29 protein-coding genes and 2 pseudogenes are annotated in these 25311 nt (G+C 59.1%); 27 read left to right on the top strand and 4 right to left on the bottom strand.

The genetic code is table 11. The annotated features are described in order from the left end of the window. Positions 1–230: 230 nt before the first annotated feature. On the top strand, positions 231–563 hold the full coding sequence (locus GIR22_RS02570) for a hypothetical protein (RefSeq protein ID WP_154741772.1): 333 nt from the start codon (positions 231–233) through the stop codon (positions 561–563). A gap of 204 nt (positions 564–767) precedes the next feature. On the opposite strand, the pseudogene GIR22_RS26225 reads toward GIR22_RS02570, so the two are convergent. Together GIR22_RS26225 and GIR22_RS02560 are read right to left on the bottom strand one after the other, a co-directional pair. After that, a pseudogene (locus GIR22_RS26225) lies at positions 768–1040 on the bottom strand (SAM-dependent methyltransferase); the annotation flags it as partial. A gap of 2 nt (positions 1041–1042) precedes the next feature. Continuing rightward, a pseudogene (locus GIR22_RS02560) lies at positions 1043–1249 on the bottom strand (Arm DNA-binding domain-containing protein); the annotation flags it as partial. A 359-nt stretch (positions 1250–1608) separates the two neighbouring features. Between GIR22_RS02560 and GIR22_RS02555 the strand changes: the two are divergent. From GIR22_RS02555 to GIR22_RS02520, 9 genes are all read left to right on the top strand, one after another. Next, entirely contained in the window at positions 1609–2073 is a 465-nt protein-coding gene (locus GIR22_RS02555; protein ID WP_154741771.1) for a hypothetical protein, read from the top strand. A 307-nt stretch (positions 2074–2380) separates the two neighbouring features. Continuing rightward, positions 2381–5737 (top strand): type III effector HrpK domain-containing protein, encoded by a 3357-nt coding sequence (locus tag GIR22_RS02550; RefSeq protein ID WP_154741770.1) that lies wholly within the window; start codon positions 2381–2383, stop codon positions 5735–5737. A gap of 445 nt (positions 5738–6182) precedes the next feature. Beyond that, positions 6183–6344, top strand: a complete 162-nt coding sequence (locus GIR22_RS25910) for a hypothetical protein (RefSeq protein WP_017847087.1) — start codon at positions 6183–6185, stop codon at positions 6342–6344. A 126-nt stretch (positions 6345–6470) separates the two neighbouring features. Next, positions 6471–7409, top strand: coding sequence for a SctD/MshK family protein (locus GIR22_RS02545; protein ID WP_154741769.1), 939 nt, complete (start codon positions 6471–6473; stop codon positions 7407–7409). Continuing rightward, positions 7406–7768, top strand: a complete 363-nt coding sequence (locus GIR22_RS02540) for a hypothetical protein (protein ID WP_154741768.1) — start codon at positions 7406–7408, stop codon at positions 7766–7768. Before GIR22_RS02545 ends, GIR22_RS02540 begins: the two co-directional genes overlap by 4 nt. Next, positions 7765–8100, top strand: a complete 336-nt coding sequence (gene sctY, locus GIR22_RS02535; protein WP_154741767.1) for a type III secretion apparatus assembly chaperone SctY — start codon at positions 7765–7767, stop codon at positions 8098–8100. Before GIR22_RS02540 ends, sctY begins: the two co-directional genes overlap by 4 nt. Further along, the gene (gene sctV / locus GIR22_RS02530) at positions 8097–10235 is read left to right on the top strand and encodes a type III secretion system export apparatus subunit SctV (RefSeq protein ID WP_178122058.1); all 2139 of its coding nucleotides are present in this window, start codon (positions 8097–8099) and stop codon (positions 10233–10235) included. The genes sctY and sctV overlap by 4 nt, the downstream gene beginning before the upstream one ends. Next, positions 10235–11569: a type II and III secretion system protein family protein gene (locus GIR22_RS02525; protein ID WP_377665213.1), complete on the top strand. Its 1335-nt coding sequence runs from the start codon at positions 10235–10237 to the stop codon at positions 11567–11569. The genes sctV and GIR22_RS02525 overlap by 1 nt, the downstream gene beginning before the upstream one ends. A gap of 13 nt (positions 11570–11582) precedes the next feature. Further along, the gene (locus GIR22_RS02520) at positions 11583–12008 is read left to right on the top strand and encodes a hypothetical protein (RefSeq protein WP_154741765.1); all 426 of its coding nucleotides are present in this window, start codon (positions 11583–11585) and stop codon (positions 12006–12008) included. Positions 12009–12019: 11 nt separating this feature from the next. Here the strand turns inward: GIR22_RS02520 and GIR22_RS02515 are convergent, their stop codons facing one another. After that, the gene (locus GIR22_RS02515; protein ID WP_154741764.1) at positions 12020–12802 is read right to left on the bottom strand and encodes a tetratricopeptide repeat protein; all 783 of its coding nucleotides are present in this window, start codon (positions 12800–12802) and stop codon (positions 12020–12022) included. A 167-nt stretch (positions 12803–12969) separates the two neighbouring features. Between GIR22_RS02515 and GIR22_RS02510 the strand changes: the two genes are divergently transcribed. From GIR22_RS02510 to GIR22_RS26220, 15 genes are all read left to right on the top strand, one after another. Next, on the top strand, positions 12970–13569 hold the full coding sequence (locus tag GIR22_RS02510) for a type III secretion protein (RefSeq protein ID WP_154741763.1): 600 nt from the start codon (positions 12970–12972) through the stop codon (positions 13567–13569). A 65-nt stretch (positions 13570–13634) separates the two neighbouring features. Continuing rightward, complete coding sequence (locus GIR22_RS02505) at positions 13635–13847, top strand: hypothetical protein (protein WP_017847096.1); 213 nt, start codon at positions 13635–13637, stop codon at positions 13845–13847. A 9-nt stretch (positions 13848–13856) separates the two neighbouring features. Beyond that, complete coding sequence (locus tag GIR22_RS02500; protein WP_154741762.1) at positions 13857–14309, top strand: hypothetical protein; 453 nt, start codon at positions 13857–13859, stop codon at positions 14307–14309. A gap of 4 nt (positions 14310–14313) precedes the next feature. Continuing rightward, positions 14314–15096, top strand: coding sequence for a type III secretion system inner membrane ring lipoprotein SctJ (gene sctJ / locus GIR22_RS02495; RefSeq protein WP_154741761.1), 783 nt, complete (start codon positions 14314–14316; stop codon positions 15094–15096). After that, positions 15093–15734, top strand: coding sequence for a type III secretion protein (locus GIR22_RS02490; RefSeq protein WP_154741760.1), 642 nt, complete (start codon positions 15093–15095; stop codon positions 15732–15734). The genes sctJ and GIR22_RS02490 overlap by 4 nt, the downstream gene beginning before the upstream one ends. Beyond that, entirely contained in the window at positions 15731–16324 is a 594-nt protein-coding gene (sctL, locus tag GIR22_RS02485; protein ID WP_154741759.1) for a type III secretion system stator protein SctL, read from the top strand. The genes GIR22_RS02490 and sctL overlap by 4 nt, the downstream gene beginning before the upstream one ends. 5 nt (positions 16325–16329) lie before the next feature. Beyond that, positions 16330–17643, top strand: a complete 1314-nt coding sequence (locus tag GIR22_RS02480; protein WP_377665380.1) for a FliI/YscN family ATPase — start codon at positions 16330–16332, stop codon at positions 17641–17643. 16 nt (positions 17644–17659) lie between these two features. Further along, on the top strand, positions 17660–18136 hold the full coding sequence (locus tag GIR22_RS02475; RefSeq protein WP_154741758.1) for a YscO family type III secretion system apparatus protein: 477 nt from the start codon (positions 17660–17662) through the stop codon (positions 18134–18136). Further along, positions 18133–19191, top strand: a complete 1059-nt coding sequence (sctQ, locus tag GIR22_RS02470; RefSeq protein ID WP_343039630.1) for a type III secretion system cytoplasmic ring protein SctQ — start codon at positions 18133–18135, stop codon at positions 19189–19191. The genes GIR22_RS02475 and sctQ overlap by 4 nt, the downstream gene beginning before the upstream one ends. Then, entirely contained in the window at positions 19188–19847 is a 660-nt protein-coding gene (sctR, locus tag GIR22_RS02465; protein ID WP_154741757.1) for a type III secretion system export apparatus subunit SctR, read from the top strand. Before sctQ ends, sctR begins: the two co-directional genes overlap by 4 nt. Continuing rightward, a complete protein-coding gene (gene sctS, locus GIR22_RS02460) occupies positions 19847–20116 on the top strand; it encodes a type III secretion system export apparatus subunit SctS (RefSeq protein ID WP_154741756.1) in 270 nt (89 codons plus the stop codon). The genes sctR and sctS overlap by 1 nt, the downstream gene beginning before the upstream one ends. A gap of 5 nt (positions 20117–20121) precedes the next feature. Further along, positions 20122–20934, top strand: a complete 813-nt coding sequence (gene sctT / locus GIR22_RS02455) for a type III secretion system export apparatus subunit SctT (RefSeq protein WP_154741755.1) — start codon at positions 20122–20124, stop codon at positions 20932–20934. A gap of 24 nt (positions 20935–20958) precedes the next feature. Continuing rightward, entirely contained in the window at positions 20959–22005 is a 1047-nt protein-coding gene (locus GIR22_RS02450) for an EscU/YscU/HrcU family type III secretion system export apparatus switch protein (protein ID WP_154741754.1), read from the top strand. Between the two features lie 102 nt (positions 22006–22107). Next, positions 22108–22545, top strand: a complete 438-nt coding sequence (locus GIR22_RS02445; RefSeq protein WP_246207745.1) for a GIY-YIG nuclease family protein — start codon at positions 22108–22110, stop codon at positions 22543–22545. A gap of 312 nt (positions 22546–22857) precedes the next feature. Beyond that, entirely contained in the window at positions 22858–23082 is a 225-nt protein-coding gene (locus GIR22_RS26220; RefSeq protein WP_425502930.1) for an antitoxin Xre/MbcA/ParS toxin-binding domain-containing protein, read from the top strand. A 289-nt stretch (positions 23083–23371) separates the two neighbouring features. On the opposite strand, the gene GIR22_RS02435 is transcribed toward GIR22_RS26220, so the two are convergent. Beyond that, positions 23372–23824, bottom strand: a complete 453-nt coding sequence (locus GIR22_RS02435) for an ester cyclase (RefSeq protein ID WP_377665227.1) — start codon at positions 23822–23824, stop codon at positions 23372–23374. 817 nt (positions 23825–24641) lie between these two features. Here GIR22_RS02435 and tnpA point away from each other — a divergent pair. Further along, positions 24642–24974, top strand: coding sequence for an IS66-like element accessory protein TnpA (gene tnpA, locus GIR22_RS02430; RefSeq protein ID WP_154741752.1), 333 nt, complete (start codon positions 24642–24644; stop codon positions 24972–24974). Continuing rightward, positions 24971–25306: an IS66 family insertion sequence element accessory protein TnpB gene (gene tnpB, locus GIR22_RS02425; protein ID WP_154741751.1), complete on the top strand. Its 336-nt coding sequence runs from the start codon at positions 24971–24973 to the stop codon at positions 25304–25306. Before tnpA ends, tnpB begins: the two co-directional genes overlap by 4 nt. The last annotated feature ends 5 nt before the right edge of the window (positions 25307–25311 follow it).

The following is a 25311-nucleotide window of genomic DNA, read 5'->3' as shown; positions in this document are numbered from 1 at the left end:
ATCGGCCGATTTCTGCCCCTCGTGACAGGCAGAAATCGGCCAATTTCCGCCTGTCGCTTCAGCCAGCTGTGGTTCGGTTTCACGTGGACGCATCGATACACAGCAAACCTAAATCCTCCAGGCACGGCCGCCAGGTGTTAGAGCTGATCAAGAGGAGACTCGCTACTGGAGAAAATCGTCATGCTGATAGAATCGTATTAGCTACTCATAACATCCCTCCGAGAATCGGCATGAACCCAGAACTAACTGAAGAAGAGATGCGCCGGGCGCTGTTCGGTGCTGACGAGCCGGTTGCGCAGGACAATGCGCCTCCCGTGCAAAAGCCTCTCACGGATATCGAGATCGCGCACTCGACGAAAGCAGCAGAGAAAAAGAAGATCGCGAAAGCATTTACACCTAAGCTGAAAGTAACGCTTCGGGTGGGCAATGAATTTGAAGGCAAGATGCACGAGATGGTCCATGAGGCCGATACGTTGAGCTCCCTCCTAGCCGAGCAAGAAGCGACTAGGGTGGCTAGAAAAAAATTCCGATTTGTGGAAGTGGTTTCGATCAAGTCGATGTAAATGAATTTTCACGAGGCTATCAGAGCGAGGCACGGAGGGAGTGAATGCGCAGATTCGAAGTAACAGTGGCCCTGTTGATTCAGGTCGAGCGCCAGGAAGGTTCGCGCAATACCAATGAATGGCGGATCCACCATTTTTCTAGTAAACATGAATAGGTGTCAGCTTCGGGTCGATTGGGACCAGAAGCAGTCTATCGGTTCCGTTTTAAATGGTCTTATGCATTAGCCAGGCACCCCAGAACTGACTACTGAAGGAACGAGTAGCGACTCCGAATCCAGAGTCATGCATCAATTGTTGAACCGCAGCCTCGGAATGTGGCGGGTCAGCTCCCTGAAGAATTTTTCCTAACTTGGCCTTCACTTCATCCGGCCTGGCGCCATGCTGTCGCCACTGTTGTCCCCAGGCCGCAAGCAATAACGGTTGGCTGGCATAAGCATATTGATTGCCCGCGACAATCAGCGGAGCACCCGGCTTTACGCGCCGATGGAGAAGCGGTTCTCCTTGTCATGCAGCCGATACTTCAAGTGCCAGAACTTGGAAGGTGGTTTTCCGACCTTATTCGACGCCCTCACCTCTAAGTAGAGACCAGGGACTTCGCCGTCAGCGTGCTTGCCGGGTTCGGTCAGCGAGCGGATGAAGGCATCGCTGAGTTTTCGTTTGAAAACAACTGCATTATCTTGGGGCATCGGTGGGGCATCCTTTTTAAGGAGCCGAAATTTCCCCCCAATTATTCCCCCGCGAGCTCTGGAATCCAGTGGAGTTGGACGGACGGTTTTTGACATGAAATTTATTTAAGGCTTTGTTATTAATATATATTTTTGAATTAAATGGAGTCCTGTCACAGGCTATCTGGGCCCCCAAGGTGTTAGTTCAGTAGCGCACCGGCCTGCATCATGGTCCGAGATCTGAAATTTTGGCCACCGCCGTGGGTAAGACCTGCGCAGTTGATAACTTGAAGTCGCATGTTGTGCCAATCCTTTAATATGAATGTCATGGCATTAAGCAATTATTGAATACCTGAAACCCCTGCCAAGGAAGCTTCTCCATGTCTACTGTCACGCCTTCAAGCAGCGCAACGCCAACATCGCAGAACAATTCCGCCTCTGCATTCGATGCTAAATTGGACATCGCCAAGTCCAGTCGGATTCTGGCCGACTACATGAAAGAGAAAGGCAAGGGCGCGATCAGTGGTAATGAACTCTCGTCGCTGGCCAACGCTTCGTCCAAAGAGGTGCCTGCCGAAGTTTCGGCAGCCGCAGACTACATGACGCGCCATTCGGACGTCTTCACCGCCATCGAAACTCACGATGTGGCCGGTGCTGACAGCTACAGCGGCGCGTGGAACTTCGAGTGGGCAGCAGAGGGCGGCCTCAAGGGCACTGCCACCGAAGCCCTCGCCAATATGAGCGAAGTGTTCGACTCCGCGATTGCCAAGTCTGCTCAAATCACTGAGCTGAGCACCATTGCCAAGACCGAGCTGGACTCGTCCAAACAGCGTCCTCAGAACTGATTCCTTGTGTTCATCAGCCTGGCCCCTGCCAGGCTGATCCCTCTCGTACAGCTGCCTGATCTTCGAATGGCGTCCCGGCCCTGATGGATGGGCAAACGGGTGACTGGCGCATGCGTTTTGTTGTAACACTCTGCAGGGATACTCCCTTTTCATGATGCTGGCGCATGCAGATTCTATCGTCCAATTAATACCCTGCTAGTGGCACGTTTGTGCGCATTCACGCTGGCTGACCTGTCGCGAGTGCTGCGTCCCATGCGGGCTCGCACCGCCGCTGCACTCATTCATGCCCTAAGAAAAGGAGTCATTAATGTCCGTTCAAGATGTCAGTTTTGTAGGCATAACGTCCAAGCCACAAGACCCCAGGCTTGCCCAGGCCTGGGACCAGGCGATCAAGCAGGCCAAGGAGGCAGGCATTGAATGGGAGCGGCCAAAAGGCGACGACCGCTCGGCCCAGGACATCATTGACGACACTCCGGTGCTCAAGAACCTGGGCAACCAGAGTGATGTGAAGGATAACCTCAAGGACCGTGTCGGCGATTTCGAGACTGACCCTGATGCGGCCTACCGCGCCAAGCAGGTGCTTGAGCACGTGGAAAAATATAATGAGGGTGGTGAACGGATCGCCAGCAAGGACATCGATAACGGCCGGGTCGATGGCTTTACCAAAGGCGGCGATGCCAAGCACGGCACCGAGGCGGGTCGCCTGCAGGACTTTGGCCGGCAAGGGTTCTCCCACCTTAAAGGCGAGCTCAAGGATCTGTCCAAGTCCGGCGATGATCCCAAGGTACGTGAACAAGCCGAGGCCTTGGGTATCAAGTGGGAACGCCCTGAAGGGGATGATCGCTCCGCGCAGGACATCATCAATGACAATGCCTTGCTCAAGAATCTGGGCAACCAGAGCAGCGTCAAGGACATGCTCAAGGAGCAGGTCGGCGACTTCGAAAATGATCCGGACGCCGCCTATCGCGCGACCCAGGTGCTCGAACACATCGAGACCCTCGATGGCAAGGGCAGCAAGATTGCCGGCAAAGACGTAGGCAACGGCAGCGTCGACGGCTTCACCAAAAGCGGCGAAGCGAAGAATGGCACTGAAGCCGGTCGCCTGCAGGACTTCGGCAAGCAGGGTTTCTCTGCCCTCAAGGGTGAAATCAAGGACTCTTCGTCGGCTGGCGACAACAAGGAAGCCCGCGAGCAGGCCGAAAAGATCGGCATCGTATGGAATCGCCCGGAAGAGGATAAGCGTTCGGCGCAAGACATCATCGAAGACAACCCGATGCTCAAGAACCTGGGGAACCAGAGTGGTGTCAAGGACATGCTCAAGGACCAGGTCGGCGATTACGAGAGCGATGCTGATGCCGCCTACCGGGCCGCGCAGGTCATGGACCGCATCACGATGTTCGATGACAAGGGCAATACCCAGTCCGGTGGTGATCTGTTCAACAGCAGTGTGGACGGTTTCACCAAGAGCGGCGAAGCCAAGCACGGCACCGAGGCTGGTCGCTTGCAGGACTTCGGCAAGCAAGGCTTTTCGGCCCTGCCAGATCTCAAGAAAACCGATGATATCGCCAGCTACAAGGATTACCTCAAGACCAATCCGGATGCCGATCCAGCGTCGCAGCAGATCGCCAGGTACGCAGCGATCCTCGATGAAAACTTCGATGCGATCAAGGGCAAGACCGGTGCGGGCAAGTACCTGACTGCCGACGACATCAAGGAGTACAAGAACCAGAATTCACAGTTGAACGAGGAGACCAAGCAGGCGCTGGATTTCTGGTCTCAGCCAGGTGCTTTCAAGGTCATCGACAACGCCAAGAACCCACTGGACAATAATCCTGATGGCGATCTGAGCAGGGCCGATGTCCAGGGCTGGCTCAAGAGCGCCAATGTACCCAAGGATGCGACCTCCGTTATCACGCTGCTCTCGGGGATCGCCGGCAGCAATGCCTTGGCCAAGGTCGATACCGCAGGCTTGAACAAGGACGTGTTCGATCACCCGGATAAATATTCGGCAGAAGAAAAAGCTGCTGTGCTGCAGGATCTCAAGGCCGCCCAGCAATTGATCATCCAGGGCAGCGCTGCCGGCATGTGGAAGGACGACAAGTCGCAGGTCACGATTGCCAACAAGGTGGGCAGTCATCCGGATGCCCAGAAGCTGCTTGACGATGTGAACGCGCACATCGAGATCCTGCAAAGCGACCCTGAGGTCAGTCAGTACGTGAGCGAGCACGGCTCCAGTGAATTGATCAAGCTGGTGGAAGGTAACAAGGGGCTCAAGGAGTCCCTGCAAAAGACCTACGACGACGAAATCAAGTCCGGCAAGTCACTCGATACGCTATGGGACGCCAAGTCCAAGGATGGCAAGACCACGCAGCCGGAGATTCTTGCCGAGTTCTTTGGTACTGCGCAGACCCTCCAGGGCGCGCTGGGCATCGAAAATACCGGTGAAATCCAGGCCGCTGTCAAAGGCTCCAAGGCCAATGGCGAATTGGAAAGCTATTACGAGAAGTCGCTGGCTTCAGGTGATCGCCTGAATGAGCTGCTCAAGGACCATACCCCTGAAGAGGCCATGAGTGCCTACAGCCTTGAAGTCACGCTGTACAACTCGGCACTGGACCCTGAGTTCACTGGCAAGCTCGACACACAGCTCAACGAAAACTTCACCCGGATCGCTCAGGACAATGTCTTCAAGGATGCCTCGTTCGACGATATGAAGGTGGCCTTCGGCGTCAATGGCGGTGCTGAGCTGGATGAGGCCAAGGTCAAGAAAATCATCGAGCAGATCAGCAAGGAAAACCCGCAGTTGCTCGTCAATGCCGACGGCACCGTGGCGACGCCAGACCAGGTCCTGGCCAATTTCAGGGGCGACTGGGACCTGCTTCGCCAAGGCACCAAGACCCTGGATGCACTGGATGTATTCAGCAAGGACTCGTCGCTCAAGGAGGCTTCGAGCAAAGGCGTCCTGCACGGTGTGAGCGGGTTGTTCATGGCCGGTATTACCATCGCCAAGGGCGCCAACAACGCCGGGAAGCTGACCGAGCGGCAGACCGTTGACATCGCCACCGGTTCGGTACAGTCCGCCACGCTCCTGGCTGAAGGTGGTCTCAAGAACTATCAGGATTACCTCAAGGGTGTGAAGGGCAAGCTTTCGGGTGATCAGTTCGGCGACCTGATCAAAAAGTTGGACGATCCGCTGAAAAGCGTGACCGCCAACCTCAAGGGCATGGAAAACGCGGCCAAGGGGATTGGTGGCATTGCTGCTATCGCTGCCGGCGCCTACGGCATCTTCGATGGCGTCAACGCGCTCAGGAAGGGCGATACGGTTGCCGGCGGCATGAATATCACGGCCGGTTCGCTGGGGATCATGGCTGGCCTGGCTTCGGCGGTTGAAGCGGGCGCCAGCGCAATGAGCGTGTCGGCGGTTGCCGCTTCGCGGATCTCGATGTTAGCGGGTGGCCTGGGCTTCGCGGCGGCGGGTGTGGCTGCGCTGGCACTGCTCATCCCGGGCCTGATCGAGGAAGTCAAGCAGGAGAAACGGGTGGGCAAGTTCGCGGATGCCCTGAGCGATTACCTGACCCAGTACGAAATCGACGGTGTGCCGAACGGCGATATCTGGGATATCCCTGACGAGGAGTGGCCGGGCGAAGATAGCACCATCGCTTCCTGAGTCCGGGCAGAGAGCCTGCTGGCGAGCGTAACGGCTTGAGTTGCGCTCGTTTTTTCAGGTGGCATCGAGTGACGATAAATAACTTACGTAGAGTTGATTGCAACTGGCCATCAATGCTTAGTTAGTAACGATGGATCTTTTGTGTATAAAAAGATCCATGGGGATTTATTGTTGTTTTGAACTTTTTGTTGGATTTTGCTGGTGGGGCATAGTCTGTCTGGCACTTTGATCTACTGCAGGAGCCTCTTGGGTTGCCTGCCAGGGATGATAGGTGGGCCGCGTGGCCCGGGGCTTATTCTGCTGGGCCGATCGAGATAATGATCGGCGTTGAGATTAAAACACCTGTTGGACGTTGAACTGTAATGTTCAGTCCCTATTCTTCGATTGGCAACATTAGTTGGCCGCTTGGCGGCGCAAGTATTCCTCACCGATTAGGAGAACCAACATGAGCGAGACTACCCCAGTAAGTTCCGGCAACGCTGACTCGGCTATCGCCAAAATGGAAGCCACCTTCAACATGGCGATCGAAAAGTCGGCCAAGATCACCGAGCTGTCCACCGCTAAGAAAGCTGAGCTCGACGCTACCAAGCAACGGCCTCAGAACTGATGCCGTCATGCAGGCAGCCTCACGGCTGCCTGCATGCCTGTTCTGCGATGCTGAACCTTGAAAAATAACAGCGCTATCTGTGCCTCATAGGTATTTGTCCGCACGCCTTATTCCGGAAATACAACCATGACGGCCTTGACTTTCTTCGCCGCGATCCCAACCGCAGCCGCTACGGGCAAAGGGCTGCCAGTGCTTGGTATCACCCGCGGCCTGCATCAGGGGGGTTGCCTGCCCCTGGACAAGCCCATCTATATTCTTGGCTGTGCCGAAAATGCTGATCTGTTGCTCAGCGACGCAGGCATTGCCGAACGTCATATGGCACTGCGTTTCACCGATGGCCAGGTGGCCGTCGAGGCGATTGGCGGCGACGTGTTCGTGTGCGGTCCCCGTGGCCGGGAAATTCTCATTCCTGCGGGCAAGGGGCATCGTGCGCACTTGCCCGTGGGCATCCGCATCGGCGAAGCCTGCCTGACGCTCCATCGCGACACCGCATGCCTGGAGCCGATAGCGGCTCCAGCTAGAGCATCCGCCTGGCAGCGCAAGCCGCGGTGGATCATCGCCTTGCTGCTGATGTTCCTGTGCGTGGGCGCCTTTGCCTTTCGGGGCGAGCCGCAGGCGTTGAACACCGCTGATAAAGCCGCTGCGCTGGCCGTGCCCCATGAATCGACGCAGACCGTCGTACAGGCCAGGGCTTGGCTCGAACAGCAGCTTGCCAGGTCAGGCCTGCACCAGATCAAGGTCAGCGAGGTCGATGGCCAGCTCAGTGCCCATGGGTCTTATGGCCCGACCCAGAAAAGCCAGTGGCTTGGTTTGCAGCAAGCCTTTGATAGCCACTTTGGCCAACAGGTTATGTTGCTCCCCGGTGTGGTGGCCCGCAACGAAATCGCCAAGCCCCGTGTGCGTTTTCAGGCGGTGTGGTTCGGCGATAACCCGTACGTGATCAACGACAACGGCGAGCGCCTGTTTCCAGGGGCTGCGCTGGCCGACAATTGGATACTTGAGCGCATCGAGAACCATGAGGTGATTCTCGCCCGTGGTGAAGAAAGGTTCACGCTCACCTTATGAGAATCGACCCAGGTGCTCCCTTACCGACAACCGCCGAAAGAACCCCGGCGGTAGACAGCGTCCAGCCGACCAAAGCGCGCCAAGGTGGACGCTTCGAGGCGGTGCTGGGCCAGCGTGCGGTGTCGGCACGTCGTTCGCTGCGTGCCGAGGTTGAGCAGTCGGGCCTCGTTGAGGGCATGACGGCCGAGTTGTTCGGCAGTCGCCGCTCAATGGAAATTCTCGAATACGTCTTGGACAACGTGATCCCCACCCTGGATGCCGAGCCCGAAATCAAGGCGTTGGCTCATGAACTGATCAGCGAAGAAATCGCCCTGCGCAGCTTGCTCGAAGAGCAACGCGCCCAGGTGATCGAGTCATGAATCGTCAGGAACAGGACTGCGTCGATCTGCTCAAGGGCATGGGCGAGTTGTATCGCCGCAGCGGCCAGTCGCAGCGTGCCTTGGTGCTGCTGTTGATCGCCGTCCAGATGGCGCCCGACGACACTATGTTGCTGCGAAATCTGGTCATGGCCTTTACCGACAGCGGCCAGGCCGAGCGCGCACTGTCGGCGCTGGACCGCATGGTCGAACTGGAAGGGGAGTCCTCTGGCCTTTGGTTGTTGCGCAGCCGTGCGCTATGGAGCGGCGGGCGCAAGGATGAGGCGCGTCAATGTTTCAAACGTTACCTGACCGCCCGCAGAGCCGCGCAATAATGTTCCTCGACCGCCTCAACGCATTGGCTCGCATGGCCGCCCAGCGCAGCGACGTGATTGTCGTCGTCTTCATGTTGATGGCTATCGTGATGATGATTATTCCGCTGCCAACCTGGCTGGTGGATACGCTTATCGCCCTGAACATCTCGCTGAGCCTCCTGATCCTCATCGTCGCCTTCTACATCAAGCACTCGGTGGAGTTCTCGGCACTGCCGCCGCTGATCCTGCTAAGTACCCTGTTTCGCCTGTCCCTGTCGATCACCACCACGCGCCTGATCCTGCTCGATGGCAACGCCGGGCACATCGTCAAGGCGTTTGGCGATTTTGTCATCGCAGGCCAAGTCGTGGTTGGTTTGGTGGTCTTCCTGATCATCACCGTGGCCCAGTTCGTGGTGATCACCAAAGGTGCCGAACGCGTGGCCGAGGTCGCGGCGCGCTTCACTCTGGATGCCATGCCAGGCAAGCAGATGAGCATCGACAACGACTTGCGCAACGGCGATATCGATCAGCATGAAGCCCGCCGTCGACGCTCACGTCTGGAGCGTGAAAGCCAGATGTTCGGCGCAATGGATGGCGCCATGAAATTCGTCAAGGGCGATGCGATTGCCAGCCTGGTGATCCTGGCGGTCAACCTGCTGGGCGGCATGATGATCGGCATGGTCGAGCGGGATATGTCGTTCGCCGATGCGGCGCACACCTATTCGCTGCTGACCGTCGGCGACGGCCTGATCGCCCAGATCCCGGCCCTGTTGATCTCGGTCGCGGCCGGTATGGTGGTGACCCGGGTCAACAGTGGCACTACCGAAGGCAACCTGGGCAATGAGATTCTTCATCAGTTGGGTTATAGCGCCCAGGCCCTGGGCTTGACTGCTTTGATCCTGTTGGGCGTGGCGTTGTTGCCGGGCTTTCCCGCCATTGTATTTATCGGGCTGTCGGCGTTGCTGGGGGGGGCCGCATTCATGGTCTACCGCCGCGACAAGACGCCCCAGGCTGAGGTGGTGGAAGGGGCCAGTGAAGTCGCGGTGCTTGAAGACGAACCGGTCGAGCAGTACGAAACCCTGGCTAAGCCATTGGACAGCCGCGTGCTGCTGAGCATCGGCCTGGAAGTGGCCCAGGTGGCACCCGAACTGCCGTTGCGCCAGCGCATCGAAGCCTTGTGCCATGAGCTTCGCGGCGACCTGGGGATCGAGGTGCCGGTGCCGGACATCTACATCGACCGCAACCTGCCCGCCAACGGCTTTGTGGTCGAACTCGAGGGTGTGCCGATCAGCGAGGGCGAGTTACCGGTCGGTTGCTTGATGCTCAAGGACGACCTGGTGCACGTCCAGCTACTGGAAATCCCTGCGCTGGAGGCACCGTCGCCGCTGCACAGCCGTGCGGCGCAATGGATCGAGCGCACTCACCAGGGGCTACTGGAGGAGGCCGGTATCGGCTTTCTCAGCGTCGCCGAAGTCCTGCGAGGGATCATCGAGCGCAGCCTGCGCCGTAATGCTGCGAGCTTCCTGGGCATTCAGGAAACCCGCAGGATTCTGGAGCGCATGGAAGCCAGCTATGACGAGTTGGTCAAGGAAGTATTACGCAACGTGCCCTTGCAGCGCCTGGCTGAAACCCTGCGTCTGTTGATTGCCGAGGGTGTGTCGATCCGCAACCAGCGCGCCTTGCTCGAAGCGATGGTCGAGTGGGGCGCCCGTGAGCCGGATGCCGCGCGCCTGGCCGATCACCTGCGCGCCAGCCTGGCGCGGCAGATCAGCCACCAGTACGCCGACCGTAACCGTGTCATCACCGCCTTCGTGCTGACCCCCGGGGTGGAAGAGCAGTTGCGTGCTTACCTGCGCCGAGCCGACAACCCGCGCGAGTTGCTCAACGAGCATGCCAGCCGTTCATTATTGATCCAATTGCGTGCCGTTTGCGGGCACCTGGCCGAAGGTGATCGCAGCGTCCTGTTGGTACACCCCGATTTGCGTCGCAGCCTGCGTCGGCTGGTGCTGCGTGGTGAGCTGGAGTTGGCGGTGCTGTCGTTCCGCGAGCTGGCCGGTGAGTACAACCTGCAGGCCATCGGCTCCATCAGCTTGACTGAAACTACCGACCGCCGGTCCGCCGGTGATGTCTCCCTTACTTCAATGGCGACTGCTTAATGATGTGTTTTGCGCTGTGGCGCGTGCCTGTGTATTTCGGTTTCTGGGTCACTGTGGTGTCAGTCGTACTGCTGCCGCAACTGGCCAGGGCACAGGACATCGCCCTGGGCAGCAGGGCCACCCTGGATCTGGCCCAGGGCGAAGGTCGCATCCTGCATTTCCAGGGCCCGGTCGAGTCGGTTCTGGTCGCAGAGCCTGGCATCGCTGATCTGCAGGTGGTTTCGCCTGGTGTGATCTATGTGTTCGGCAAGACGCCCGGGCAAACCAGCCTGATTGCCCTGGACGCCGAGGGTGAAGAGCTGGCCAGCCTGAGCCTGGCAATCAACCGAGGCACCCAGGCAGTGATCCGCCCGTTGAAAGACCTGCACCCCGGGAGCAATGTGCAGGTGAGCGCCGTCGGCAACCGCATGGTGACCAGTGGCATGGTCAACAGCGTCGGCGAAGCAACCGACCTCAACAGCCTGCTCAACACTGAAGGCCAGGACTTTGGTCCTGCCCTCAACACGGCCTCCTACTCAGGCTCGGCCCAGGTCAACCTGCGGGTGCGTTTCGCCGAAGTCTCGCGCTCGGAGTTGCTGCGCTACGGGGTGAATTGGAATGCCCTGTTCAACAACGGCACCTTTTCCTTTGGCCTGTTGACTGGCGGCGCCCTGGCGTCCAGCGCGGCTTCTGGCGCCTCCAACGTGGTCAGCGCCGGGCTGGCTTCGGGCAACGTCAACATCGATGCGATGCTCGAAGCGTTGCAAAGCAATGGCATCCTGGAAATCCTCGCCGAACCCAACATCACCGCCATGACCGGCCAGACAGCCAGCTTCCTGGCCGGAGGCGAGGTCGCAGTGCCGGTGCCGGTGAACCGCGACACCGTAGGGATCGAATACAAGCCCTACGGTGTTTCGCTGATGTTCAACCCGACCCTGCTGCCCAACGGCCGCATCGCCCTGCAAGTGCGCCCGGAAGTCAGCAGCCTGATGGGCTCCAGCACCGTGTCTGTCGGCGGCTACCAGGTACCGTCGTTCCGGGTGCGGCGTGCCGATACCCGTGTCGAGGTTGGCAGTGGCCAGACCTTCGCCATTGCCGGATTGTTCCAGCGCGAGAGCACCCAGGACATCGAGAAAGTGCCGATGCTGGGCGAGATGCCAATCCTGGGCAATCTATTCCGCTCCAAGCGCTTTCAGCGCAACGAAACCGAATTGGTGATCCTGATCACTCCGTACCTGGTAGAACCGGTTCGCACGCGCGCCCTGGCCACGCCGCTTGATGCCCAGCTCACGGGCGCGACCAACACGCCTGGCGGGCCGCGCAGTAGCGACATGTTTGGTTTCTACATCAATTGAGCCAGGAGCGAGCATGAACCCTCAACCGTCCCATCTGCCCCTGACCGCTCTGCTGTTCGGCGTGCTCTGGCTACTGGCTGCCTGCAAAACGCAGCTTGATCCGGTGAGTTATTCGCCGGACTACCAGGCCTTCATCCGGGCCGATGGTCGCATTGAACGGGTGCCAGTGGCTTGCCTCGAACCACCGGTCGAAGACAGCTTCTATACCGATGCAGGGGCCTACTCGCACCTGCTGTCGCCGGGTTGTGCGAATAACCTGGTGTTGTTGCAGATGGTCGAGCAGCCTTCGGACCTGATCGAGGGCCGGGCGACCGGCCCAACCATGGCCGCTCCGGTTGGCCGGGCAGCCCAGGTCTACATCGAAGGTTACGATCGTGAAGAGCTGCGCCGGCGGTTGGCCGAACAGCAGGCCAAGGCCGACAAGCAGGAGGGTCAATGAAGCATTTTGGCTCAGCGGCTGCCGACCAGCCCCAGCTCACGGGCCTGGATCACAGGGTCTTGGATGGCCTTGATGCGTCGGGCCTCGGTCAGCAGCCGGGTGTATTGCTTGGGCGTGATGTCTTCCAGGCTCTGGGTCTTGAGGACTTTTTCGTGGCCGGTCAACACCATGACCAGCAGGGCGTTGCGTTGGTGGCTGGCCTGGGCGCGGGGCGACTCGCGTACCGTCTTGATGGTTTGCAGCGCCTGTTGCGACTGGCCGCCCAACGCGTAGGCGAGTGCCAGGTTGCATTGGGTATCCAGGTTGGTGGGAACCAGGACCAGGCTTTGGGTGAATGCCACCTGGGCCGCCGCTGGCTGGCCACGCAGCATCTGCGCCACACCCAGGCGGTTGAATGCTTCGGGGCCATCGTTGCCCGCGCTGGCCTGGGTCAGGGAGGTGATCGCTCGCTCCAGTTTGCCCTGGCGCAGTTGGGCAGTGCCGACGCCGAGCAATCCCGCGGCACTGTCGGGTTGGCGTTCCAGCGCTTGCTGGTAGGCGCGCTCGGCGGCACGCGCATCGCCGCTGGCCAGGCGAGCCTCGCCCAACTTCAACCAGGACTCGATCTGGGCGTCCGATTCCTGGGTGGCTTTTTCGTACAAGGACGCGGCAGATCCTGCATCACCGCGTTTTTGCAGGTCGCCGGCCAGTTGCATGTAGCGCTGGTAGCTGCCATCGGAGATCGGTTGGTTGGCGCAGGAAGCAAGCATGACGCTGGCAAGCAACAACGATGTGTAGGCAAAACGATTTGGCATGAACAGAGCTCTTTCGGCGAATTTTGCAGAGGGAAAAACCAAGGAGTGTTGATCACTCAGACCCGACAGGTTGCCCGACGTTTAAGTCATCTTCTTGACATGATTCGTAAAAAACAGCGTTTTTTTGCTCGGGTCAGGACATCAGGTCGGTTGTGGGGAGCAATTTCATGCGCAACCTGACACTGGCTGCTGTCGGTCTGGCGTTGGTGATGGCGGCGCTTAACTCGCTGGCCGCCAATCCCACTGAAGCGGACCCTGCCAACCGGCAGCCGAGCTGGTTCACTCGGCCCTATGCCTATGTGCTGGTCGAGCAGGACGTGCGCGGTGCGCTGGAAGAGTTCGGCCATAACATGGGCCTGAGCGTGGTCATGTCGGACAAGGTGCGTGGCCAGTCGCGCAGCCGGGTACGCGCCGAAACTGCCGGGGATTTCCTGGCGGCGCTGTGCGACTTCAACGGGCTGGCCTGGTACTTCGACGGCAATGTGCTTTACCTCACCGCCGACGCCGAAACCGATACGCGAATATTCAAGGTCCATGGTCGGCAGCTGGAGCAATTACAGGCGTACGTCGCCAGCCGGGATGTGTATGGCAAGCCTATGTCAGTGCGCACCGGGCCCGATGGCGATGAGTTGTTCGTCTCCGGGCCGCCGGCCTGGCTGGCCATGATCGAGCAGCACCAAAACCAGCAGCTTACGTCGACGCCGATGGCGGCGACCCGCGAGCGCGGCGTGCGTGTATTCAGGGGCGGTGCAGTGACACAAGAATGAAAGCACAGGCCTGTAGGCTCAATTATCCGTTCGATCTTTCATCAACCCAGTAAAGGAGAGTCACCATGTCAGTCACCCCTATCGGCGAAAACACCGCTGTTACTGCCAGCTCTGAAGCGCAGTTCAATGCCGCTGTGGACAACGCCAAGAGCGAGCTGAGCGATGAAGAGCTCACCGAGGCCCTGATCACTCAGGCCGTTACTATCGGTGGCCAGTTCATCATCATGCCTCGTGCCCAGGAAATCCTGAACGAAGCCCAGTCGGACGACGACGAATAGGCCCACGCCATGACTGTAAGTCTCGCAACAACAGCCACGGCGGCCCTGCCGCCGTCAGGGGGGCAGGTCGATCTGCAGGCCTCCCAGAACCTGTTCGAACACATGACTGACAGCGCCAAGGGCATGCCTGCTGGCGCCGGCCCGCAGCAAATAGGTGAAGGCCTGATGGAGCGCCTGAACGGCTTCATCGACCGCTCGCAAAACTTCTCCAAACGTGCCGATGCGCTGACCAATGGGCCTATGGTTGGCAACGCTGTGGCACCTGCCGGCACCCAACAATTCGCATCGCTACCCAATGGTGCCGCTGCGGGCGAGCCGGCAACAAAGGTTGCAGATCAACAGATCGACCAAATCGTCCAATCATTGGGCCGCATGTTCGATTACTCCATTGAAACTCAGATGGTCGTTCGTGGCGCGACGCAGATTTCCGGCGCCGCCAACACGCTCTTGAAAGGTCAATAAAGCCATGTTCCGCCGTTGCCATGCCGTGCGTCTGATGATTGTCCTCACCTTTGCCAGCTTGCTGCAGGGCTGCGATATCGACCTGTACACCAACCTCAGTGAGCGCGAGGCCAATGCCATGGTCGCAGTGCTGCTGCGCGATGGCGTGCCGGCGACTCGCAAAGTCCAGGAAAACGGACAGCTCACCGTGGTGGTGGACGAAAAGCGCTTTGCCGAGGCCATGAGCCTGCTCGACGAAGCCGGCTTGCCGGGCCAGACCTTCTCTAACATGGGGGCCGTGTTCAAGAATAATGGACTGGTATCTTCCCCGGTGCAGGAAAGGGCGCAGATGGTCTATGCGCTCAGTGAAGAGCTCTCGCACAGCGTTTCGCTGATCGACGGTGTGGTCTCTGCCCGGGTGCATGTGGTGCTGCCCGACAATGACCTGCTCAAACGGGTGATTTCCCCGTCGTCGGCTTCAGTGCTGGTGCGCTACGACCCCAATACCGACATCAATCCGTTGATCCCGCAGATCAAAACCCTGGTGGCCAACGGCATTTCCGGTTTGAGTTACGAAGGGGTCTCGGTCACTGTGATCAAAGCCGCCTCCGGCAGCAGTCGCGCCGATGCACAGCCGCGCCTGGCCAGCTTCCTGGGCCTATGGATGCTCGAAGACAACCTGCCCCGTGCCTGGATGCTGTTCGGGGTCCTGCTGCTGGCCGCGCTGTCGATGGCCGGCGTGTTGGGCTGGCAGTACTGGCAACGACGCTCCTCCCAAGCCTTGTATGTGCTGGAGGATGTTAAATGAGTGATGCCGCGTTGCAGCAGTGGCAGGGTCTGATCGGGCAGCCGCTGGATTTCGTCGGTACGCAGCCCCTTGCGGCGTGCTTCTCGGATAACCCCGGCAGCGCGCAACTGGGTGCCTTGCGCAAACAGCCACGCTTCCAGGCGCGCTTGCTGCGTTTGCTGCTCAGCAGTCATGAACTGCAAGCCCCTGATAGCCTGCCACTGCCTGATGCCGTCGATCTGCCGGTGCTGCTGCTGCCGCCCAAGGCCTTCAAGCGCTTGCCGCGCCTGTGTGGCGCGATCCTGCATAGCAGTACCCTGAGCCGCGAGATTCGTGGCGATAGGGTCAACCAGTTGCGCGATTTGCTGGGCAGCGAGGTGTTTGCCCTGGCGTTGGCAAACCGTGCCCTGGGCAGCGGTGCCGACTTGCTGCGCCAGCCAGCCGAACTGCTTGAAGCCATCGACCGCGATGGCGCCCGCTGTATAAGCGCCTGGCTGCAGGCGCAACCAGCCGCTCTTCGGCCCTGGTTGTGCCTGCGTTTTACCGAGCTGCAAGCCGAGGGCGGGCCCGTGACTCCCACACCCGTGGCCAATGCCCGGGCCATCGTGCGCCGCGCCGCTTCGAGCCTCCAACCGCTTGAAGAGCAGGGTGCCCGATGAGCGAGCTGCCAACCCGTCCTGCAGTTCGTATCCTGCGTGCCGAGCAGGCCGACCTGTGGATTGACGGCTACGCGTTCCTGCAGGCCGCCCGTGACCAGGCCGAAGCCATCAGGCAAGACAGTGAGCAGTGGTTGCAACAAGCCCATGCCGAAGGGTTTGAAAGCGGCCGCCAGGAGGGGGCCGAACAGGTCAGTGCACTGCTGGGCGAAACGTCGCTGAAGATCGATGCCTGGCTGGCTGGGCTGGAAACTTCCCTGGCTGACCTGGCGCTGGGCATTGTGCACGAAATACTCGATGACATGGACGATGCCGAGCGCGTGGTGCGCTGCGCACGTAAAGCGTTGGGGGCCTTCCGCCAGGACCAGGCCCTGACCCTGTTTGTCTCGCGCCAGGACGCCGAAGCCGTGCGCCAGCAGCTCAAGCTGCAAGGGTATGGGCTGCCGGCGATTGCCGTGGAGCCAGACGATCGCTTGCAAGGTGGCCAGGCACGGTTGAGCAGCCCGGTAGGTTCGGTAGAACTGAGCCTCGAAACCCAGTTGCTCAACCTGCGCCGCAACCTGCTGCCGTTCTCCGACGAGGCACAGCCGTGACCGTGATTCCCCATGACCTGCTGCCGCGCCTGGCCGAACGCTTGGCCAATGCCCGGCCGCGTCCGATGAAGGGCACCATCCGCAGCATCCGCGGGGTGCTGCTGCGCGCTAGCGTTGCCGGTGTACACATTGGTGAACTGTGTCAACTGCGTGAACCCGGTAGCGGCCGCAGCCTGGCTGCCGAAGTCATCGGCTTCGAAGATGACGAGGCGATCCTCTCGCCCATCGGCTCGATGGACGGACTGTCGACCCGTACCGAAATCATCGCCACCGGCGAGACCCTGGGGGTGAGCGTCGGCGATGCGCAGTTGGGCAGGGTGATCAGCCCCATGGGCGAGTTTCTCGATGGCAGCCCGCCGCTGGGTGTGCTGCTGCGTTACCCCTTGCATGCCGAACCCCCGGCGCCATTCAGCCGTCAACTGATCGCCCATCCGATGTCCTTGGGAGTGCGCAGCATCGACGGCCTGCTGACCCTGGCCCAGGGCCAGCGCATGGGCATTTTCGGTGAACCGGGGGTGGGCAAGTCGTCGTTGCTGGCCAGCATTGTGCGTAATACCAATGCCGACGTGATCGTCATTGCCCTGATCGGTGAGCGAGGCCGTGAAGTGCGCGAACTGCTCGATGTGCAGATGGGCGCCGAGGCCCGGCGGCGCACCGTTGCGGTGGTCGCCACTTCCGACCGCCCGGCCGCCGAGCGGGTGCGTGCAGCCTTCGTTGCCACGGCTCTGGCCGAATACCATCGCGACCAGGGCCGCAACGTGCTGCTGCTGATGGATAGCCTGACCCGCTTTGCCCGGGCCCAGCGGGAAATCGGCCTGGCGGTGGGCGAGCCGCCGACCCGTCGCGGTTACCCGCCGTCTTTCTTCTCGGCCTTGCCACGCTTGCTTGAACGCGCCGGCCCCGGCGCGACCGGCAGCATCACCGGGTTGTATACCGTGCTCACCGAAGGCGACGCCTCGATGGACCCGGTGGCCGAAGAAACCCGCTCAATCCTCGACGGGCACATCGTGCTCAGCGCCGACCTGGCACAACGCAACTTTTTCCCGGCGGTGGATGTGCTGCAAAGCCGTAGTCGACTGATGGACCAGGTGTGTGGCGACGAGCAGCGTCACCTGGCCATGCGTATGCGCGAGCTGATGGCACGGCGTAACGAGATCGAAATGCTGATCCGGGTCGGTGAATACGCCGCCGGGAGCGACCCACTGGCCGATGAGGCGATTGAGCGGCATGAGGCTATCGAGGCGTTCTTGCGCCAAGGTGCCAACGAGCCAAGCAGCCCCGATGAAACCCTGAAGCACATGCGCAGGGTCATGGCATGACAACCCTGGAGGTCCAATGAAAACCAATGACATGCGCAACCTTCAAGCCCTGCGTCAATTGCGCGAACAACGTGCGTCCAGCCAACTGGTCGCTCAGCAGCAGCGCTGTCGGGAAACTCACGTGGCCCTGGACGATGCCAAGCAAAAGCTGCGTCTGCATCGTGAGGCCCTGGCTTGCGAAGCCGAGCGCATCTACGGGTTGATCAGCCAGGGTGTGTCGATCAGTGACTGGCAGGCGGCCCAAGATCACTTGGAGGCGCTGTACGAGGGGGGGCAGCGACAGCTGGAAGTGAGCGTCGGCGAAGTGGCCCGCACCCTGCAAACCCACGAGCACCAGCGCGAAGTGTTCCGGGTTGCCCATGTGGCTCGACAGCGCCAGAGCGAAGCCTGCGACACCTTGCTCGACGACCGCGAGCGCTTCGAACGCCGCGTCGACGAACACCGGTTGGAGGCCGATGAGATTCCTCGTATTGCCACCGGAGGTCGTGCGTGAACTGTCGCCCGGACCCGCCCTGGACGCTCTTTGCCGAGCAACTGACTTGTGTCGACTCTCGATGGTTGGACTTGCACAACCGCCTGCATCGCACCCGCGAAGCCTGGAACGGTGAATGTGCAGGCCAGGCCATCGGCGTGCACTGGGGCAGCGTTGCCGAGCCTGACGCCACGGCGATTGAGCTGTTACTGGGGCTGGGCGAAGAGGGCGATGCCTCGGCGATCAGATTGTACCTGCCAACGCAGGCGCTGCACGTGCTGGGCGTGCCCGTTGCCCTGGACTTGCAGACCTTGCCTGGTGCAATGCTGCTGGAGCTGGCGCTGCTGAGCCTGATCGAACCCCTGGAGCACCTGATCAGGCAAACAATCCGTTTCATTGACCGCACCGACCCGGCACATGCCGTTTTGGCCGCGCAACCTTGCCCGTTGCATCTGGCAGCGCGGGTCGCGCTCGACGGTTCGTCCATGCCCGTAGTGCTGCACCTGAGCGCCAAGGCCGGCGAACAGATCGCGCAATGGCTCGACCAGCATGCCCCGCCGGCCTTCCATGCGTTGACAGGCCTGCGCCTGTGGTTGGCGGTGGAGGCCGGTGAAGCCGAACTGAGTATTGGCGAGCTGTGCAGCCTCAATCCAGGCGACGTGGTGATGCTCGATCCTTGGCCCACGGCCCAAGTGCGGCTGGTGGTGAACCATCGTCTGTACGCCCGGGCTGCCCAGCACGGCACCACGCTGAAATTGCTTGAAACACCGATGTGCATCAACTTTCCCAAGGAATTCTCTGTGAGCCAAGCACCTACCATGAGTGAAGCACCGCACGGGCAGAGCCTGGATTCGTGCCTGGACGAACTGCCGCTGAAAATGGTCTGCCAGGCCGGTAGTGTCGAATTGACCCTGGCGCAACTGCGCGAACTGGGTGAGGGCAGCCTGCTGTCGTTCACCGAGCAACGCCAGGACAGTGTGGACCTGATGGTCAACGGGCGTCGCGTCGGCCAGGGGCAACTGGTCAGGATCGGTCCCGGCCTGGGCGTACGAGTGTTGAGTATCGCCGCATCATGAATGGCTACCAGCCCAACTTGATTGAAATCATCGTTGTCGTCGCCACCATCGGTTTGATCCCGCTGGCGGTGGTGACCCTGACCGGCTTCATGAAAATTTCCGTGGTGCTGTTTCTGATCCGTAACGCCCTGGGCGTGCAACAGACACCGCCCAATATGGTGCTGTACGGCATCGCCCTGATCCTGTCGGTCTACGTCACCACACCGTTGATTGGCGACATGTACCGGCAGGTGCAGGGCCGCGATCTCAACATCGAGAATATCGAACAACTTACCGCCTTCGGTGATGCACTGAGGCCGCCATTGCAGGCACACCTTGCGCGCTTCGCCAACGAAAGCGAGCGCGGTTTTTTTATCCAGGCCACTGAAACCATCTGGTCCCCCGAAGCCCGGGCCGACCTGCGCGACGATGACCTGGTGGTGCTGGTGCCGGCGTTCGTCAGTTCTGAGCTGACCCGCGCGTTCGAGATCGGTTTTCTGCTGTATGTGCCGTTTCTGGTGGTGGATTTGCTGGTGGCCAATGTATTGATGGCCATGGGTATGTCCATGGTGTCACCGACGCTGATTTCCATACCGCTGAAACTCTTTCTTTTCGTCGCCTTGAGCGGCTGGTCGCGCTTGATGCATGGCCTGATTCTCAGCTATGGGGGGACGTAATGGGCCAGGATGTATTTCTTTCGTTGATGAATCAGGCACTGATGACGGTGCTGCTTTTGTCCGCACCGGCGCTGGTTGTCGCGATTATCGTTGGCCTGGGGGTGGGTTTGCTGCAGGCCCTGACCCAGATCCAGGACCAGACCCTGCCGCAGGCGGTCAAGCTGGTGGCGGTGCTGCTGACGATCGTGTTCGTGGGCCCGCTACTGGCCAGCCAGGTCGTTGAACTGGGTAACCAGGTGCTGGACAACTTTCCGTTGTGGACGCGCTGAATGGCATGAATATAGAACTTGCCAACCAGTTCATCGAAGTCGCCTACCCAGTCATCAGCTCGGCGGCGCTGTCCGCCAGCCGCGCCATGGGCGTGGTGGTGATTACCCCGGCCTTCAACCGTCTGGGCCTGACCGGCATGATTCGCAGCTGCGTCGCGGTGTCCATTGCCATCCCCATGTTCGTTCCGGTGTACGGCGCTTTCACGGCATTGCCAGAACATGGTGGGTTTTTCCTGGCGGGTTTGCTGGTCAAGGAATTCCTGATCGGCATCCTCATCGGCCTGCTGTTCGGCATTCCGTTTTGGGCCGCCGAGGTGGCTGGCGAATTGGTCGACCTGCAGCGTGGCTCGACCATGGCCCAACTGGTTGACCCGTTGTCATCGGGCGAGTCCAGTGTCATGGCCACTTTGCTGACGGTGATGCTGATCGCCCTGTTCTTCATGTCCAGCGGTTTCATAATGATGGTCGACGGCTATTACCACAGCTACCTTTTATGGCCGGTTACCGCGTTCACCCCGTTGTTCGCCAGTTCGGCGCTGATGGCGGTGCTGCAGATCCTTGACCAGGTGATGCGCATAGGCGTGATCATGGTCGGGCCGCTGATCATCTGCATGCTGGTGACCGACCTGATGCTCGCCTATCTGTCGCGCATGGCGCCCAACCTACACATCTTCGACCTGTCGTTGCCGGTGAAGAATCTGTTCTTCAGTATCTTGATGGTGGTCTACATCAGTTTCCTGATCCCGGTGATGATCGACCAACTCGGCGAATTTCGCGGCATCGTGGAGATTCTCAAGACCCTGGCAGGCTCGGCATGACCCCCTTTATCGTGCGAAGCACCGATGAGCGATAGCAGCGAAGAAAAATCACAGCCGGCAACGGACAAGAAGCTGCGCGAGGCGCGCAAGAAAGGCCAGGTGTCGAAGAGTCAGGATCTGGTCTCGGGCATGGTCATCCTGTTCTGCACGCTGTGCATCTCGATCATGGTGCCCAGGGCCCAGGCACAGATCACTGCGTTGCTGGACCTGATCGCGCTGATCTATATCGAACCCTTCCACAGCGTCTGGCCACGGGTGCTGGGCACCGCCGAGCAATTGCTGATCAACCTCACCCTGCCGATAGTGGCCGTGACCGTGGGGACGGTGATCCTGACCAACATCATCACCATGCGTGGCGTGGTGTTTTCGGTCGAACCCATCAAGCCAGACATCAAACGCATCAACCCGGCCGAAGGCTTCAAACGCATTTTTTCGATGCGCAGCTTCGTCGAATTCCTAAAGGGTGTGGTCAAAGTCGTACTCCTGGGCCTGGCATTTTACGTGGTCGGGCGCATGGCATTACAGGCGCTGATGGAGTCATCGCGCTGCGGCGCTGGCTGCATCGAATCGACCTTCTATCTGGTGCTTAAGCCTCTGGTATTCACGGTACTGTCAGCCTTCTTGCTCGTCGGCGCGGCAGACGTGCTGATGCAACGCTGGTTGTTCGGCCGAGATATGAAAATGACCCGCAGCGAACAGAAGCGCGAACGCAAGGACAGCGACGGCGACCCGATGATCAAGCAAGAGCGCCAGCGCCAGCGCCGCGAAATGCAAGCCCTGGCCACCAAGCTGGGCGTGAACCGTGCATCGTTGATGCTCGGCTCCGCCGGTGGCTGGGTGGTGGGTATACGATACGTGCGCGGTGAAACTCCGGTGCCGGTGGTCGTGTGCAAGGCCGAACCCGGGGAGGCGGCGCAGATGCTCGCGCAGGCCACGGGCCTGGGGATCGCTCATAGCCTTGATACCACCCTCGCCAAGGAAATCGCCCGACGGGCAGTGCCGGGGGACCCGGTGCCAGACAACACCTTCCAGGCAGTGGCGGATATCCTGGTGGCTGCGCGGTTGATTTGAGTGAATAGCCCCTAGTTTTGTAGACACCTCCGTGCCTTAGAATGAGGCCAATCGTCCAGCTGTGCTTTGATTTATGCAGTAGGGGCCATTGGGAGTCTCAAAGTGATTGAACAGAGTTTTAGAATTCGATTCTCCGAGATCGAAGCCACCGTCCCTGCAGCACCAGGGCTATATGAAATCGTGACCGATGAAGGCGGGATGCTGAAGGTAGGCATCAGCGGCAACCTGCGCAAACGACTTGTTCAGCACAGGCAATCCCGGCAGTCTCGTCTCAAGCTAAAGGAAGGAGGGCAGTGGAGCAACCCGAGTGATGTGATGAGCAAGCAGTCGATACTTGCGAAGCATTTATTCTTCCGTTCACCAGTTACTGGCTTCGATTTGAAAACTGAAGCTGGTAGGCAGGTCTTTTTGGAGCAGCGTTGCCACGTGTTAGTTACCGTGACCTTGACTCGAGAGGAGGCTCGCGAGATGGAAAGGCTGAAGGAGCAAAGCGGTGCATACCCGTTCGTGGGAGTCACGAAGACGCCTGAGCTCGGATGATTACGCTACCCATCGAAATCACGTTGTGCTGTGTCTGATAGACCTACGCAGAGGGCAATGGAGAAGTCGGTGGTTCGGGCCGCAGGCCCGGCTTAGTTGTAGGATTCGTAGATGGAGGAGAAAGTTCTGTCAACGATCATGGAATACCAACCAGAGCCCCAGATTTCACAGCGTATTTGGATGACCCTCGGGCTGCCGTCACGCGGTACCAGGCTTCATGACCTAATTCACGAAGGACTGCCTTTTGAGTTCCTCGACCGAATAGCGAGCCTTCTGTAGGTGCAGCGGAAGGTGATCTCCGAGGCTATTTGCATGTCACCCGCAACGATGGCGCGTAGGGCGAAAGTAGGACGGTTAAACACCCTAGAAAGCGACCGGCTGATTGCATTGATAACTGTTTGTGAGGAAGCGGTTTCCCTGTTCGAGAACGACGTCGCCGCTGCTGCTGCTGGATGGATGAGCTCGCCGGTTCGTGGGCTTGGTTCGAAGCGTCCAATCGACATGCTGGGGACAAGGATGGAACGAAAGCGGTCTTAGATTGTTGGCGCTGATTGAAAACTGACCCAGCCTTTACTGGGGCAGTTTTCGGTCAGCGGCAACAGCTCAGACAAAGTCGAGTCCTGGCTGATCGCGTTATTTGGCGGATAGGAAATGGAAGAAACGGGGTGGATACCGGTCGGGCAGCTTTCGGATTGGTTGGCAATGAAGCGGCCGTCAGATGTCGCAAAAGTCCCCTGAATGTCACGGCTTTTGCGCCAGACTTTCCCCTGATTTTTCAGTGTCGGCGATCTGGCGGCAAATTCATGAGTTACGCGACAAACACGTCTCAAGTGATCTGATCTTCGATGGCGGTTTTATCGATGACGGAGAGCACATCGGCAATCTTGCCATCCTTTACCTCGTAAAACACGTTCTCTGCGAAGGAAATGCGCCGACCGTTGATCTTCAGGCCAAGGAAGTATCCTTTTGGTGAGCAATTGAACAATAGCCTCACAGCAATAAGCGGCGAGTCACACGCCAGACGATCGATGACGAAACGTAGATCGGGAATATCCTCGAAATCCTTGATCAGCATCGAGCGGTAGCCTGACAGCCCAAACGGTCGGCCATTGTGTTTGGCATCGTCGGCAACATACCGCCCTAGCGCATCCCAATCTTGGCGATTCAGGCAGTCTAGGTAGGCGCGATAGAACGCTTGCAGCGTCATGTTTCCAGACATCATCAAATCAAACCCTTTGCCGTTATGTGGGCCAATACCAAGCGGATTTTCCATCGTCATCCGCTCTCTTTATTCGTCGCAAAACTCCCGATTATAACTACAGTTCTGCACATGAATTTTTCGACAGTATCAACAATGATGATGCCTGCCTAGCTCGAAAAGGGAAGTTCTTAGTGGACAATATTTCGATAGTCCAAGCGCTTATTTCAGACGACCTCGTTCGCTGGCGCCTACTTGAAATGGTGCGTAGGCTCTGCCTGGTATGCGTTGGAAGTTCAAGCTGCGGTAGCTGGCATCCGTGACCTTTTAATTGAGAGGAAATAAATTCATCCTCTAGGCCCACTCATTCTTAGCCTGCTGGTTATCGCTGCTAAGCGTGGGATGCACTACATAACGGGCACATTCGTGAAACGGTGGGAGCGAGTAGTAGCTCGCGTATTAGGAGTAATCAGCGCCTCTCCACTCCAGACTTCGTCGAGTGGATTCAAACGTTAAATACGCGGATTTCCGGCGATGCTCCCATCACTGCAACGCAGCTGGATCAGGTGCGAATTGCTACCAAGTTACTCTGCCTGCCCAATGTGGTCATTGCAGCCAACTGGCCGTGACAAGGGTTCAAAACTAACCCCAGGCTTCGATATCGTGCTGCGCCCCAAGGTCGTGACTGTTACTCCCGGCTGGCTGAATGGGAGCTATTGGGCTTTCAGGTCGAGCCTGGCGTGGGGCGCATGGCTTTTTCCGTTGCACACCTCGATGGTGCTGTGGAGATGTGTTGTATGCGTCCGGCCAAGTCATCTACCCAGCCCCACAAAGCCAAGACATGGTGTGCACTTAAATTTAAGTGGGCACCAGTTCTAGCCTTTTAAGCGGGTATTTCATGCAGCCAACACGCCGTTCCTATTCCAAGTCCTTCAAAGCCCAGGTCATTCAAGAGTGTGCCGATCCCGGCGCTTCGATTGCCAGCATCGCGCTCAACCATAGCCTCAATGCAAACCTCGTCCACAAATGGATTCGCCTGCAAGCGCAGAAAAGCACAGCGCTGCAACCTGCATTTATTCCGTTACCCGTGCCGCTGGCCGGGGCAACACCCCACTCATCATCATCGAATATTTGCGTTGAAATACAGCACCCGCGAGGCACCGCCAAAGTGAACTGGCCCACTGAAAATGCTGCTGCCTGCGCGACCTTTCTTAGAGACCTTCTGCGATGATTCGCATCGACTCCATCTGGCTCGCCACTGAGCCGATGGACATGCGCGCGGGTACCGAAACGGCGTTAGCCAAGGTGGTTGCGGTGTTCGGTGCGGCGAAGCCGCACAATGCTTATCTGTTCGCCAACCGCCGCGCCAATCGCATGAAAGTGCTGGTGCATGACGGCTTCGGAATATGGCTGGCGGCGCGCCGGTTGAACCAAGGCAAGTTTCACTGGCCTGGCATTCGCCATGGCTCTGAAGTGGAACTGGATACCGAGCAACTCCAGGCATTGGTGCTGGGTCTGCCATGGCAACGCGCAGGTTCTGGAGGCTCGATCACACTGCTTTGACGGCT

Origin of the sequence: Pseudomonas karstica, from assembly GCF_009707515.1 — a bacterium.
Lineage (GTDB): Bacteria > Pseudomonadota > Gammaproteobacteria > Pseudomonadales > Pseudomonadaceae > Aquipseudomonas > Aquipseudomonas karstica.
The sequence above is the reverse complement of the archived record's forward strand: the minus strand, read 5'-3'. Positions and strand labels throughout refer to the sequence as shown.

Excerpts from the sequence above, each read along its gene's own strand:
- GIR22_RS02540 (WP_154741768.1), top strand. The coding sequence starts at position 7,406 with ATGAGAATCGACCCAGGTGCTCCCTTACCGACAACCGCCGAAAGAACC.
- GIR22_RS02500 (WP_154741762.1), top strand. The coding sequence starts at position 13,857 with ATGACTGTAAGTCTCGCAACAACAGCCACGGCGGCCCTGCCGCCGTCA.
- GIR22_RS02475 (WP_154741758.1), top strand. The coding sequence starts at position 17,660 with ATGAAAACCAATGACATGCGCAACCTTCAAGCCCTGCGTCAATTGCGC.
- GIR22_RS02490 (WP_154741760.1), top strand. The coding sequence starts at position 15,093 with ATGAGTGATGCCGCGTTGCAGCAGTGGCAGGGTCTGATCGGGCAGCCG.
- sctT (WP_154741755.1), top strand. The coding sequence starts at position 20,122 with ATGAATATAGAACTTGCCAACCAGTTCATCGAAGTCGCCTACCCAGTC.
- GIR22_RS25910 (WP_017847087.1), top strand. The coding sequence starts at position 6,183 with ATGAGCGAGACTACCCCAGTAAGTTCCGGCAACGCTGACTCGGCTATC.
- tnpA (WP_154741752.1), top strand. The coding sequence starts at position 24,642 with ATGCAGCCAACACGCCGTTCCTATTCCAAGTCCTTCAAAGCCCAGGTC.
- GIR22_RS02545 (WP_154741769.1), top strand. The coding sequence starts at position 6,471 with ATGACGGCCTTGACTTTCTTCGCCGCGATCCCAACCGCAGCCGCTACG.
- GIR22_RS02570 (WP_154741772.1), top strand. The coding sequence starts at position 231 with ATGAACCCAGAACTAACTGAAGAAGAGATGCGCCGGGCGCTGTTCGGT.
- GIR22_RS02505 (WP_017847096.1), top strand. The coding sequence starts at position 13,635 with ATGTCAGTCACCCCTATCGGCGAAAACACCGCTGTTACTGCCAGCTCT.
- GIR22_RS02515 (WP_154741764.1), bottom strand. The coding sequence starts at position 12,802 with ATGCCAAATCGTTTTGCCTACACATCGTTGTTGCTTGCCAGCGTCATG.
- tnpB (WP_154741751.1), top strand. The coding sequence starts at position 24,971 with ATGATTCGCATCGACTCCATCTGGCTCGCCACTGAGCCGATGGACATG.
- GIR22_RS02450 (WP_154741754.1), top strand. The coding sequence starts at position 20,959 with ATGAGCGATAGCAGCGAAGAAAAATCACAGCCGGCAACGGACAAGAAG.
- sctR (WP_154741757.1), top strand. The coding sequence starts at position 19,188 with ATGAATGGCTACCAGCCCAACTTGATTGAAATCATCGTTGTCGTCGCC.
- GIR22_RS02550 (WP_154741770.1), top strand. The coding sequence starts at position 2,381 with ATGTCCGTTCAAGATGTCAGTTTTGTAGGCATAACGTCCAAGCCACAA.
- sctS (WP_154741756.1), top strand. The coding sequence starts at position 19,847 with ATGGGCCAGGATGTATTTCTTTCGTTGATGAATCAGGCACTGATGACG.
- sctJ (WP_154741761.1), top strand. The coding sequence starts at position 14,314 with ATGTTCCGCCGTTGCCATGCCGTGCGTCTGATGATTGTCCTCACCTTT.
- GIR22_RS02435 (WP_377665227.1), bottom strand. The coding sequence starts at position 23,824 with ATGACGATGGAAAATCCGCTTGGTATTGGCCCACATAACGGCAAAGGG.
- GIR22_RS02510 (WP_154741763.1), top strand. The coding sequence starts at position 12,970 with ATGCGCAACCTGACACTGGCTGCTGTCGGTCTGGCGTTGGTGATGGCG.
- GIR22_RS02555 (WP_154741771.1), top strand. The coding sequence starts at position 1,609 with ATGTCTACTGTCACGCCTTCAAGCAGCGCAACGCCAACATCGCAGAAC.
- sctL (WP_154741759.1), top strand. The coding sequence starts at position 15,731 with ATGAGCGAGCTGCCAACCCGTCCTGCAGTTCGTATCCTGCGTGCCGAG.
- GIR22_RS26220 (WP_425502930.1), top strand. The coding sequence starts at position 22,858 with ATGTCACCCGCAACGATGGCGCGTAGGGCGAAAGTAGGACGGTTAAAC.
- sctY (WP_154741767.1), top strand. The coding sequence starts at position 7,765 with ATGAATCGTCAGGAACAGGACTGCGTCGATCTGCTCAAGGGCATGGGC.
- GIR22_RS02525 (WP_377665213.1), top strand. The coding sequence starts at position 10,235 with ATGATGTGTTTTGCGCTGTGGCGCGTGCCTGTGTATTTCGGTTTCTGG.
- GIR22_RS02520 (WP_154741765.1), top strand. The coding sequence starts at position 11,583 with ATGAACCCTCAACCGTCCCATCTGCCCCTGACCGCTCTGCTGTTCGGC.